Here is a 12,310-nt window from a genome sequence, read left to right as displayed (position 1 = left end):
CAAATCAAAAAACTCTTGGCAGAAAAATTCAAGAAGCTTATTTGTCCTTAAGAGTGGAAGATGTGCTAGATAAAAATGAAATTTTAGAAGCTTACTTAAATAGAATAAATTTAGGACAAGGCGCCTATGGCATTGAAGCCGCTGCTCAAACTTATTTTTCAAAGGATGCAGTTGATTTAAATATTGCTGAGGCTGCACTACTTGCTGGAATACCAAAGTCCCCAACTAATTATTCTCCCTTTAAATCTGTTCCAGAAGAATACTTAAAGGACGATTTTAAAGTAATTGGCACTAGAGAAATCGACGGAAAAGATCTCTACATGGTACTAAACGACGATGCCTTCAAAAGGCAAAAAATTGTCTTAATGAGAATGCACGATTTAGGTTATATTAATGATAAAGAATATGAACGTGCTAAAAATTATGACATTGTAAATGCCCTTAACCCTCGAAATTTTAAAAATCACACAATGAGTACCTACTCCACTGACTACATAAAAAAGGAAGCTTCAAGATACTTAGCTGATTTTTACAAGACAACATTAGAAGAGGGCGAGCATAAACTTTTCACTGGCGGTTACAAAGTTTATTCTACAATTGATGAAGACATTCAAAAAGATTTAGAAGATAAATACGAAAATTTCAAGAACTTTTTGCTCAACAGATCATCGAGTGGCGGCAGCAGAATGTTGAATTTAAGTTTCGACAGCGTAAATAATATTGTTTTTGGCGACGAAATTTTATATTTTGCAAAAAATAATATTTTAGATGAAAATTTTAATTTTATAATTCCAAAATCATCTTATAGCATCTCCTCTCATGGTGATCTAAAAATAAAGAGCCTTTATTTTAAAGAATTGGGCCAAAAAATCGACATAATTGATGCCTATGTTCTTGACGAAAATAAAATTTTAAACACTTATGATATCGGTGCTCTAAAAATCGAAGAAGGTTCTGGTGAACTAAAAAATAATTATTTGATTATCGATGGTTCTTACTTAAAGGACTTTCCCGATTTTTATAAAATTGAAAATGACAATTTAATTATTTCAAATAAATATTTTAACTTCAATCCAAATCCTGTAATGCAACCTCAATCTGCAATGATTGTAGTGAACAACAAAAGTGGTTTTGTCGAGGGAATAATTGGCGGACTAGATGTTAGGACTAAAAACGCAAAAATTTTAAATCGTGCAACAGAATCTTACAGACAACCTGGCTCTGCTCTTACTCCTTTTAGCGTATACCTCCCTGCTCTTATAGATGGTAAAACTCTTGGATATGTCTATGACGATGTGCCAACTACCTATGATGGATTGTTCTGGCCACATAATTATTACAATTCCTTTAAGGGCTTAATGACTCTTCGACTTGCAATGGAAAATTCTTCCAATGTTATAGCGGCAAAAGTTCTAGATGAAATTGGAAAAGACAAGGCTATTGATGTATTAAAAAAATTTGAAATTATAAAAGATAATGGCGATGACTACTTTATAAATCACAGCGAAAATAAAAAGAAACATGACGAGAATTTAGAATCCCTTGCCCTTGGAAATATGCAAGTTGGCATAACACTTTCTGATTTATCAAAAATGTATCAAACAATTTCAAATGACGGAATATACAAAGAAGAAACTGCCATTTTAAAAATAGAAGATCCAAGTGGCAATATAATCATTGACAATAGTAACAAGGAGAAAAGACTTTTTGACGAAAAGGCATCTCATCTTTTAAAGGATGTATTTATTTCAAATAAAAATAGAGGTAACGCAATTGGCGCTCACATTGGTTCGTCGGAAACTGGAGCATATCTTGGTCAAAACAAAACTAATTCAGATTATTTTGTAAATGGCTTTACAAATAGCCATACAATTTCCCTTTGGATTGGTGCAGACTCGCCAAAAATTTCCCTCTCATCTGACAAGTCTTCTGCAATAGAATTATTTAATAGAATGGCAAAAAATTTAGGCAAGGGCGAAACTTTTAAAGAAGATCCATCCTATATTGTTACACGATCCATTTCATCAAAGAGCGGAAAACTTGCCACAAAAATGAGTGACTATGCCAACGCATCTTATAGAGAAAAATTTATTTCTGGCACAGAGCCAACAGAACAAGACAATTTATTTAAGAAGTATTTAATCTGCAAAGACTCAAATAAACTTGCAACACAATTTTGTCCAAGTGAGTCCGTGCTATATTCAGTTCGCTTTGAAAGAGAAAAACCTTATGATGCAAAGGCTCACTATGGAATTTATCCAGATGATTACATGACTGTTCCAAAAGAACACTGTGATGTCCACACTAGAGAATGGTACAATGAATTTGGAGAGAATGAGGACAATTCATCAAATGTAAAATCAAAAAAACAAGCTAAAGAAAAAGTAAAAAAATCTACAGATATAACAAAGAAAAGTAAGAAAAAATAGGAGCAAATATGAAAAATTTATCAAGTTTAATAAAATTAATAGTTTTTATAAAATTAATAAAGCCAAAAAGAAGGAAGAGAAGAAAGCTAAAATTAATACCCCTCTTAAACCCAAAGAGAGCAGGAAAAGTTGCCTACCATGCGAGCAAAATACGAATGAGAAACGAAATAAAAAGATTGTTCTACTAAAATAAAAGATAGCTTGTCACAATGACGGCTATCTTTTATTTTGCCTTTAATTTTAAAGGATCTTATTCATAAGGCTCTTAATATGCTAAAATAAAATTTCTAATATAATAATGTGTTTGTAACCTTTCAAAATATAATTAATTAATAAATATAGCAAAAGATATTAATAAAATTATATTTCTTATGTATGCAAAATCTCTCGTCTTAAAATATATAAGCTTTAGTAAAATAAAAATGCAGAGTTTATATACATCTTAAAAATAATACAAAATATTTTTATTTAACCTTCCAAAAAATTAATAAAAGTAATTTATAATAATTTTATTTTAAAACTCCATTAATTCTTTTCCAGTCTACATCTTCACATATACAATAAATTTACTATCTTTTAAATCACAAAAGCTAATTAATTTATTTTTCTAACCACTCTTTATTTTTCTTTTTTAAAACTTTTAAAACATTGTCATTGAGTACTGAAATGGAAACGTCTAAATCATGATTTTTCAAAAAATCCCTTATTGTAAATACTGCGACTTCTGCTGCTTCATCTAATGGATATCCATAAATTCCTGATGATAAAAGTGGAAATACTACACTCTCTAAATTCTTTTCCACAGCAAGCTCAAGTGCAGATCTATATGCAGCTTCAAGAATTTTCCTTTCATTTTGGTTTCCATCAAAATAAATTGGTCCAACAGCGTGAATAATATATTTTGCCTTTAAATTATAACCCTTTGTAATCACAGATTCACCAGGGTTTATAGGCGCAAGTTTATTGCATTCTTTTTCTAATTCTTCATCCCTTGCCTTTGCAAATATTTGTCCACATACTCCACCGCCTCTTTTAAGTTCTTTATTTGCTGCATTTACTATTGCATCAACTTCGTAATCTAAAATATTTTTCTTTTCAATTTGAAAGCTCATAATGCACCTCTTGTATTTCTTATTTAAAATATATACCACATTAAAGAAATTTTTAAAGGATAAAATAAAAATTTTTCACAAAAATTAAGCCTTTATAAAACTAAATAAAAAAGACTAACTTCCCAGTTAGCCCTAAAAATTAATTTTCATTTTTTAAATATTTTTTTATCGTCATTTTTCTCAACACAAATACAATCACTGCAAGAACTAAAATTCCCATTGGAAGTGTAAGTGCTGGCTTTCCTATTATTCCTGATATTAAAAAGGCAAGTGCTGAGGATACACCAACGCTAATTGCGTAAGGTAATTGACTTGATACATGGGCGATGTGATCGCAACCCGCTCCTGCTGAGGACAAAATTGTTGTATCCGATATTGGCGAACAGTGATCTCCAAACACTGATCCAGAGAAAATTGCTGCAAGTACAATTGTCAAATAGTGCATGTGATTTGTGTGCATCAAAATTGGCACCATTATTGGAATTAAAATTCCAAAAGTTCCCCATGCTGTTCCTGTTGAAAATGATAAAAATGCTCCCACTACAAAAATTATTGCAGGCAAAAGCCACATAGGCATAGTTGAATTAGAAATAAGCGATGCTATATAAGATCCAGTATTTAAAAATTCATCACTTGTGATTCCTCCAATAGTCCATGCAAGAGAAAGAATTACTATTGCAGAAACCATTGTCTTCATTCCATCTACTATTGCCTTCATAAATTCTTCAAATTTTAAAAGTTTCCTTGGAATATATAGTAAAAAAGAAATTACTATTGCAAAAAAAGCTCCTATTACAAGAGACAAATTTACATTTGCATCTCCAAAGGCAGCTGCCGCTCCTACTCCATCAGTGAAAAATCCGCCAGTCTTTAGCATCATCATTATAGTTACAAAAATCAAAACTAAAATTGGAACCACAAGATCGTAAACTTTTCCATTTTTTGAATATTTATATCCAACATCTTCATTTTCAACAAGTCTTGATGTATCGTTAAGTTCATATTTTTCCATCACTCCAATTTCTATATCAGATGTGCAAAAATATAAAATTAAAAGAAGTGTAAGTATTGGATATACATTCATAGGGATTGTGCTAAGAAATACGCTCATAGGATTTTTTACTCCAGTATCTCCTATTACTGCGACAACAGATGCTGCCCAAGATGAAACTGGTGCAAGTATACATACAGGTGCTGCAGTCGAGTCAATAATATGTGCAAGTTTTGCCCTTGACACCTTATTTTCATCAATAATTGGTTTCATTACTGCGCCAACTGTTAGGCAGTTAAAATAATCATCGATAAAAATTAAAATTCCAAGAAAAGATGTTGCAAGCTTTGCCATTTTCTTGCTTTTAATTTTTTTACTAGCCCACTTACCATAGGCAAAGGATCCACCCGCCATGTTCATTACCATTACAAGGGAGCCAAGCATAGCCAAAAAAACTAACATAAGCGCATTGTCGCCTAACTTTGTCCCCATTAAATCAAAAACTGTTTCTAAGGCGGCAACAATATTTCCACCAGTGTAGATAAGTCCTCCAGATAAAATTCCAATTAATAAAGAAGTGATTACTTCTTTAGTTATAAGTGCCAAAGCAATGGCAACTATTGGAGGAACTATCGATAAAATTCCAAATTCCATTTTTTCTCCTTATTATTGCTCCTTCTCTTTCATGTTAAGTCTATATTTTTCCATGACTTCTGAGAAAATTTCAGCACTCGACATAGGCGTGTAGGTTATTGCATTTGCACCTGCATCTATTGTTTCAAGAATATGCTCATCAGTGTGACCACCTGTTGCAATAATTGGAAACTCCTCTCCAACTATCTGCCTTGTATACTTTACTAGTTCTGCAGTTTTTTTGCCACCTGCAATATTTAAAATTCTAGCTCCTGCATCTACTTTTCCCTTAATGTCGTCATATTCAGTAATAACAGTTGCTATGACAGCAATGTCTAACGCCCTTGAAATTACCTTTATATTATCATTGGACATAGGCGCATTAACTACTACTCCAGCTGCACCCATAAGTTCTGCTTGCAATCCAATATTCACTACTCTTAATCCAGATGTTGTTCCGCCACCTATACCAACAAATACTGGAACTGATGCAACTTCCATTATAGCAGATACTATTTTAAGTTGTGGAGTAAAGGGATACACAGACATAATTGCTTGAGCATTGTTGTTAACAATAATAGGGATATCATTAGTAAAAATGAGCGATTTTATTCTCTTTCCCATAAAATTTATTCCACTAGCCCTATAAGTTACTTCAGGAACAGATACTTGTCTTCTCCTAAGTTCTGTCTCAATACTTGGGACAAATTTCTTTTTCTTTTCAGAATTATCAAAATTTTCCATAATTCCTCCTTAATATAATATTATTATTTACATTTATTTAATAAAAAATTGCTTATAAAGTCAATTCAAATCTTATTAATTTATAAAAATAATTAGTATGCCTATACTTTCTTTAGTATAAAATATTTTAATGGTATTATATAATGAACATATTTGTTGAGAGCTGCAAAAAAGATGCTCCTTAAAAAGTGTACAACCTATTTTATTAAATAAATTGTTAAAAGAATTCCAATAATATTTGCTAGATAAAATTTTCTCTCGCGAGTTTTGTGATTAAAAATTTCCATCCCAAGAAAACCTCCAACTCCTGCAAAAATTGAAAGAGTTAACAAAGTTTTTTCTCTAATCCTCCACGAATTATTTTTCGCCCTGAACTTATCTACTCCATAGAGAATAAAATTTATAATATTGGCAAAAATTATTAAACGATTAATTTCCATCTTATCATCCCTGTATAATATTTGAAAATTATAACATAAAAAAGAAGTTATTTGTCTAAAATTTTATTTAATTTTCATCAATAAAAATCTGCCAAGTTTTCCTGGCAGAATTTTTTAAAATACTGAAACGTAAGCATCCTTTTTATCTAAGATTAACATATGCCCTGGAGCGTGAGTAATCATAATTTCTGGTTTAGATGCCATTGCAACTGCTTGAGGTGTTACTCCACAAGCCCAAAATACTGGCACTTCCCCTTCTTTAATTATACTTTTTTCACCAAAGTCCGGCTTGTCGATATCTTTTATTCCAATAATAGAAGGATCTCCAATGTGAATAGGTGCACCATGAGTTGCTGGGAATCTTGCTGTAACAGTTGTAGCTCTAACAATATCCTTGTAAGGAATTGGTCTCATAGATACAACTGTATTTCCGTGAAAAATTCCTGCAGGCAAAGTGGCAATATTTGTAATATACATTGGAACATTATGCTCGTCCTCAATATGTCTTACAGGCACATCTGCTTCTAGCATCGCCTTTTCAAAAGAGAAAGAGCATCCAATGACAAAAGTAACGAAATCATCTCGCCACAAATCTTTTAAATCTTTGACTTCTTTGACGTATTCTCCATCTTTATAAATCCTATATCTTGGGATATCAGTCCTAATGTCTGCCCCATCAGCCATAATTTTTGTAATGGGACTTCCTTCATCTAGTACTTCAAGAATTGGGCATGGCTTAGGATTTCTCTGTGCAAAAAGTAAAAAGTCATAGGCGTATTTTTTTGGGAGTATTGCGAGGTTAGCTTGCAAATATCCTTCACTCATTCCAGAAGTTGGAAGATCAACTTCACCCTTTCTTATGAGTTCTCTTACCTTCTTTGGATGCATCTTTGCAAGTTCACTTAATTTCATATTATTGACTCCTTCTTTATTACATCAAATTTATTTTTGTAATCAACAGCTAATTTTTGAGCTTCCTCAATTGTAACTTGTTGGAAAAGAACTTTGTCCAAGAAAGCCATTTGTGCAAGCTTGTAAAGATCTGGTGTAATCACATTTCCAATTTTTGTGTATCCGCCAGTAGTTTGTCTGTCCGCTAAAAGTATAATTGGTTGCCCATTTGCTGGCACTTGAATTGAACCAAAAGTTGTTCCGTCAGAAATAATATCTGCAGTTTCTTTATGTTCAATTTCTTCTCCCTTTAGTCTAATTCCCATTCTGTCAAAATCTTTAGTAACTTGATATCCACCTGATCTAAATAAATCGTGAATACCCTTTTCTGTGAAATAATCATCTTGAGGCCCAAGTACAACTCTTAAAATATTACAGTGAGAAAACTTTGGAAGATACTTTTCAGGAATCCTCCTCATAGTTTTTTCCTTAGACTTTTTAATATTAAGTTGGTCCTTAGGTTTTAAAGCTCTACCATTTAACCCTCCCATTTTTGTCTTTATATGAGTTGATTTAGACCCATTTACAACAGGTACATCAATTGAACCACCAAAGGCAATATAAGATCTTATTCCCTCATCAACTCTTCCAAATTGGAGAGTTTCTCCTGCTTTGACTTTTATAGTTTCAAACATTGGAACAGCTTTGCCATTTATCTTTGGACTCATATTAGAACCTGTTATTGCAATTGTCATTTCTTCATTAAATTTCAAAGTTGGTCCAAAATAAGTCATTTCAAGTACAGCTTCATCAAGCTTATTTCCAACTAATATATTTGAAAGTTTATAGTTATAATCATCCATGACACCCGATGTAGGAATACCTAATTCTTGATAGCCATATCTACCACTATCTTGAATTGTCGTAAGAATTCCACCATTTATTACATCGATACTACTCATGAAGATCACCTCTCTTTACTTTCTTAATGGAAATTTTGTAAGAATCCTTTTCAACTTCTTTTTCTATTTCGTCATATTCTTCTTTAGTAATAGGTACATATCTAATATAGTCGCCTGCTTGAATGAAAACCGGCGGCTCTTTAGTGTCGTCATAAAGCTTAAGTGGTGTTCTTCCGATTAATTGCCATCCTCCCGGTGATTCTAGTGGATACATTCCCGTTTGATTTGCTGCAATACCTACAGAACCTGCTTCGATCTTAAGCCTTGGACTTTTAAGTCTTGGAGTGACAATTCTTTCATCAAGTCCACCTAAATAAGTGAAACCTGGCATAAAGCCCATCATATAAACTAAATAATCCGTACCTGAATGAATTTTTATAACTTCATCTACGCTAAGATTTGCGTTTTCAGCTACAAATTCAATATCCGGTCCATATTCTCTACCATAAAGAGTAGGGATCTCAATAAGTCTAACTTCGTCACTCTTGTTGTCTTTGTTTGACTTGTTAAGTCCCTTTAAAATCTCAACCATTTCGCCATAAGAAATTTTTACAGGATCGTAATTAATTAAAATAGATCTATAAGTTGGCAAAATGTCTAAAATACCATCTATTTTTTTCTCTTTTAAATTTTCAACAACTGCGGAAATTTTTGCATTGATTTTCTTTTCAATTGTGTTGCCAAATTCCATGACAATGGCTGAATCGCCAGCCGTTAAAAACTTTATTTTATCATACATTTTTTACTCCTAACTTATCCTAATAGTTTGCCAACATTTGCTATTACAGTTTGAATTCCCATAAATGCAGTAACTGCAACTACTATCCATCCAAGGATAAAAAGTATATTTGAGTGTATATAATCTCCAACAATTTTTTTGTTTTTAGATGCAAACAAAATTACTGCAAGAGTTATTGGAAGAATGAAGCCATTTAAAGTTCCAACTACTACTAATAGAGTTTGAGGTTGTCCTATAAAGATAAACATAATTGTAGATAATACTATAAAGGCAATTGTAACCATGTTTTCGTGATCAGCTACAAATTTAAATAATGTTTTTAAAAATGATACTGATGTATAAGCTGCACCCACTACTGAAGTAAAAGCTGCTGCCGCAAATACGAAACCAAAAATCTTATATCCAACTACACCAGAAGCCGCTAAGAATGAAGAAGCTGCAATATTATCAGGATCTATCTCTGCTCCTTGCATTTTTGTAACTCCAAGAATTGCTAAAAATAGTAAAACTCTTACGATAAAAGCAACACCAATACCAAGTGATGCAGATTTCGTTACTTGCGAAAGATTTTCTTCGCCAGTAATTCCAGCATCAATAAGTCTATGTCCACCTGAGAATATAATGTATCCACCAACAGTTCCACCGATTAATGTAAGAGTGGGTTGTAAAATACTATTAAATCCACCTGCAGGTTCAACAGCAGATTTTAGAGCTTCGCCAACTGGTGGTTGTGTCTTAATTGCTACATAGGCAATTAGGATAATCATAAGTGCACCGAGAATTTGTGTAACTTTATCCATAAGTGAACTTGCAGATTTAGAAGAGAAAAGAATAATTCCAATTACTCCACCTATTGCTGCCCCAATTTTTACATCAATTCCAAAAATTACATTAAGTCCAAGTCCTGCTCCACCAACATTACCAATGTTAAATGCCAAACCACCAATTGCAACTAAAAATGCAATTACATATCCAAGTCCTGGGAGTACATTATTTGCAATGTCCTGGCCTCTCATTTTTGATACTGCAATAACTCTCCACACATTAAGTTGTGCAATGTATGAAAAGATAATTGAAATTAGAATTACTGCTGCAAAATCTGCTCCAATTTTTGTAGTAAAGGTAGCAGTTTGTGTCATAAACCCTGGCCCAATAGCAGATGTTGCCATTAAAAAGGCTGCTCCTAAAAGAACAGATAAATTATTTTTATTTTTTTCCATATTTTTCTCCTTATTTTAGGAAGCTAGATAAAGATTTAATTTCAATACCTTCAGCTTCTAATCCCTCTCTAATGTTTTTTACAAATTCGAGAGCTTCTGGGTTATCGCCGTGAACACAAATTGAATCTGCAACTATGTCAATTTCCTTGCCATTAGCAGTTGTAACTTTGTTTTCTTTAATCATTTTTACAACTCTTGGAATTGCCTCCTTAGGATCTTTGACAAAAGCACCTGGAAGCGATCTATTTACTAGAGTTCCATCTTCGTTATATCCTCTGTCTGCAAAAACTTCTTGAGCTACTTTAAGTCCTCTTCTTTTGCCTTCTTTAGCTATGTAAGATCCACTTAATACCATAAGGATTAAATCTTTATCGTATTCTTCAATAGCATCTAAAACTGCATTTGCAAGCTTTTCATCGTTACAAGCAGTGTTGTAAAATGCTCCGTGAAGTTTCATGTGTTGAAGCTTTTTACCATGTGCCTTTGCAAAAGCAGTAAGTGCTCCAACTTGATAAAGCATGTATGCTCTAGCTTCTTCTGGTTTAACGTCTATTTTTCTTCTGCCAAATCCCATTAAATCAGGATATCCTGGATGAGCCCCAATTTCTACTCCATTTTCCGCAGCTGCCTTGCAAGTTGCATCCATAATTAGTGGATCACCTGCGTGATAACCACAAGCACAGTTAATACTAGTTACATATTTTACAATTTCTGAATCCATACCTAATTTATAGGCACCAAAGGATTCACCAATATCGCTGTTTAAATCTACAAAGTATTGCATTAATTTCCTCCTTTTTTCTAAACAAACAATAGCAATAACTTAATATAATTATAATAAAAAGCAGCATAATATGCAAACATTGTCAAAACTACTTTAACCTCTCTTCATTAGTATTTTGTACAAAAAAACTCTATAAAATCTGTTGGGGAGTAAAATCTCTAATAGATATTTTATGTAAAAAATATTGCACTTATACTCACCAAGTCCTAAACTTTAAATAAGAAAAAACGGTCTTAAGATGCATATAAGTGCAAAGAAATAATAATATAAATCTTTTTGCTTTTAAAGATGTAATTGTAAATAAGATAGAAGAAAATGATAAATTTGTCACTTAAAAGAAATTGTTCTAGTATGAGAAATTTTCAAAAATTTAGAAAAAGTATAATGCTTTCTTGTAAATGATTTTTATAGTAAAAAGAGACCCTATATTATCGAGTCTCCCCAAAATTTGACATAAAGCCAAAATTAATTTAGTTTTATTATGGGAAGGGTTAAAAATAGCGAATTATAGCAGCATAAATTTATTCACAAAATATTGATTTTATGACTCCTATGCTAAAGCAAACCTTATTTTTATAATTTAGTTAGTTTTTTATAAATATTTCCACTTTTAATTAACTCTTCATGACTTCCTCGTTCAACTATTTCTCCATTTTGTAATACTATTATTTTATCTACAATATTCACAATATTTAAAAATCTATGAGCGATAATTATACCAATTTTATTTTCTAAGATATCTTCATATAAATTTGAAATTTCTTTTTCTGTAATAGCATCCATTGCAGCATTTGGTTCGTCTAAAATGTACATACTACTGTTTTTGGCAAAGGCTCTGGCAAGAGCAACTTTTTGCCACTGCCCCATAGATAGGTTAATTCCATCGTCAAACCACATTCCTAATTGAGTATCTAGTTTTTTATCATAAGAATTGATCAAATCTAAAAAATTAAATTTATTTGCTATGTTTTTTATTTTTTCATCTTCATTCATAATATCTAGATTACTATAAGATATATTTTCTCTAAAGCTTGCCTCATATTTAACAAAATCTTGAAATAGAGTTGAAATTTCTTTTAGCAAAGATTCTTTATCAATATCCCTAACTTCAATGCCGTTAATTAATATATTTCCCTCATAATTTCTATAAAATCCCATAATTAATTTTATTAAAGTTGTCTTTCCACTTCCATTCATTCCTAAAATCGCAATTTTTTCATTCTTATTTATATGTAGATTAATATTTTTAAGAACATATTCCTTTGAAGAGTTATATTTGTAATATAAATTTTTTATTTCTATTTCTTTTATTTTATCTATTTTTATCTTATTAGAAACGTCCTCTTCTTTCAAATCAAAAAACTC

General features: G+C 31.8%; 12 protein-coding genes. 2 read left to right on the top strand and 10 right to left on the bottom strand.

What is annotated here, in order from left to right; translation table 11 throughout:
- The coding region (locus tag HKO22_RS10315) for a transglycosylase domain-containing protein (protein WP_169970464.1) at positions 1-2,429 on the top strand (2,429 nt) is incomplete at its 5' end.
- Between the two features lie 8 nt (positions 2,430-2,437).
- Positions 2,438-2,617, top strand: a complete 180-nt coding sequence (locus tag HKO22_RS10310) for a hypothetical protein (protein WP_075659301.1) — start codon at positions 2,438-2,440, stop codon at positions 2,615-2,617.
- Between the two features lie 411 nt (positions 2,618-3,028).
- On the opposite strand, the gene HKO22_RS10305 is transcribed toward HKO22_RS10310, so the two are convergent.
- The 10 genes from HKO22_RS10305 to HKO22_RS10260 form a co-directional block, all read right to left on the bottom strand.
- Positions 3,029-3,541 (bottom strand): macro domain-containing protein, encoded by a 513-nt coding sequence (locus tag HKO22_RS10305; RefSeq protein ID WP_169970462.1) that lies wholly within the window; start codon positions 3,539-3,541, stop codon positions 3,029-3,031.
- 139 nt (positions 3,542-3,680) lie between these two features.
- Complete coding sequence (locus HKO22_RS10300; RefSeq protein WP_075659303.1) at positions 3,681-5,186, bottom strand: Na+/H+ antiporter NhaC family protein; 1,506 nt, start codon at positions 5,184-5,186, stop codon at positions 3,681-3,683.
- Positions 5,187-5,198: 12 nt separating this feature from the next.
- Positions 5,199-5,909 (bottom strand): beta/alpha barrel domain-containing protein, encoded by a 711-nt coding sequence (locus HKO22_RS10295; RefSeq protein WP_169970460.1) that lies wholly within the window; start codon positions 5,907-5,909, stop codon positions 5,199-5,201.
- A 197-nt stretch (positions 5,910-6,106) separates the two neighbouring features.
- Positions 6,107-6,349: a DUF1294 domain-containing protein gene (locus HKO22_RS10290; RefSeq protein WP_169970458.1), complete on the bottom strand. Its 243-nt coding sequence runs from the start codon at positions 6,347-6,349 to the stop codon at positions 6,107-6,109.
- Positions 6,350-6,463: 114 nt separating this feature from the next.
- The gene (locus tag HKO22_RS10285; RefSeq protein ID WP_169970456.1) at positions 6,464-7,261 is read right to left on the bottom strand and encodes a putative hydro-lyase; all 798 of its coding nucleotides are present in this window, start codon (positions 7,259-7,261) and stop codon (positions 6,464-6,466) included.
- Entirely contained in the window at positions 7,258-8,202 is a 945-nt protein-coding gene (locus HKO22_RS10280; RefSeq protein WP_169970454.1) for a 5-oxoprolinase subunit C family protein, read from the bottom strand. The genes HKO22_RS10285 and HKO22_RS10280 overlap by 4 nt, the downstream gene beginning before the upstream one ends.
- The gene (gene pxpB / locus HKO22_RS10275; RefSeq protein ID WP_075659308.1) at positions 8,195-8,941 is read right to left on the bottom strand and encodes a 5-oxoprolinase subunit PxpB; all 747 of its coding nucleotides are present in this window, start codon (positions 8,939-8,941) and stop codon (positions 8,195-8,197) included. Before pxpB ends, HKO22_RS10280 begins: the two co-directional genes overlap by 8 nt.
- A 14-nt stretch (positions 8,942-8,955) precedes the next feature.
- Positions 8,956-10,161, bottom strand: coding sequence for an NRAMP family divalent metal transporter (locus HKO22_RS10270; RefSeq protein WP_169970452.1), 1,206 nt, complete (start codon positions 10,159-10,161; stop codon positions 8,956-8,958).
- Between the two features lie 10 nt (positions 10,162-10,171).
- A complete protein-coding gene (locus HKO22_RS10265; protein ID WP_169970450.1) occupies positions 10,172-10,945 on the bottom strand; it encodes a LamB/YcsF family protein in 774 nt (257 codons plus the stop codon).
- A gap of 573 nt (positions 10,946-11,518) precedes the next feature.
- A partial coding sequence (locus HKO22_RS10260; RefSeq protein WP_169970448.1) for an ATP-binding cassette domain-containing protein occupies positions 11,519-12,310 on the bottom strand: 792 nt, incomplete at its 5' end.

The sequence above is a fragment of the Peptoniphilus faecalis genome (assembly GCF_012976305.1).
Classification (GTDB): domain Bacteria; phylum Bacillota; class Clostridia; order Tissierellales; family Peptoniphilaceae; genus Peptoniphilus_A; species Peptoniphilus_A faecalis.
The sequence above is the reverse complement of the archived record's forward strand: the minus strand, read 5'-3'. Positions and strand labels throughout refer to the sequence as shown.

What these genes read in the sequence shown, in the direction of transcription:
- pxpB (WP_075659308.1), bottom strand. Translation starts at nt 8,941, where the DNA reads ATGTATGATAAAATAAAGTTTTTAACGGCTGGCGATTCAGCCATTGTC.
- HKO22_RS10295 (WP_169970460.1), bottom strand. Translation starts at nt 5,909, where the DNA reads ATGGAAAATTTTGATAATTCTGAAAAGAAAAAGAAATTTGTCCCAAGT.
- HKO22_RS10310 (WP_075659301.1), top strand. Translation starts at nt 2,438, where the DNA reads ATGAAAAATTTATCAAGTTTAATAAAATTAATAGTTTTTATAAAATTA.
- HKO22_RS10300 (WP_075659303.1), bottom strand. Translation starts at nt 5,186, where the DNA reads ATGGAATTTGGAATTTTATCGATAGTTCCTCCAATAGTTGCCATTGCT.
- HKO22_RS10270 (WP_169970452.1), bottom strand. Translation starts at nt 10,161, where the DNA reads ATGGAAAAAAATAAAAATAATTTATCTGTTCTTTTAGGAGCAGCCTTT.
- HKO22_RS10290 (WP_169970458.1), bottom strand. Translation starts at nt 6,349, where the DNA reads ATGGAAATTAATCGTTTAATAATTTTTGCCAATATTATAAATTTTATT.
- HKO22_RS10265 (WP_169970450.1), bottom strand. Translation starts at nt 10,945, where the DNA reads ATGCAATACTTTGTAGATTTAAACAGCGATATTGGTGAATCCTTTGGT.
- HKO22_RS10285 (WP_169970456.1), bottom strand. Translation starts at nt 7,261, where the DNA reads ATGAAATTAAGTGAACTTGCAAAGATGCATCCAAAGAAGGTAAGAGAA.
- HKO22_RS10305 (WP_169970462.1), bottom strand. Translation starts at nt 3,541, where the DNA reads ATGAGCTTTCAAATTGAAAAGAAAAATATTTTAGATTACGAAGTTGAT.
- HKO22_RS10280 (WP_169970454.1), bottom strand. Translation starts at nt 8,202, where the DNA reads ATGAGTAGTATCGATGTAATAAATGGTGGAATTCTTACGACAATTCAA.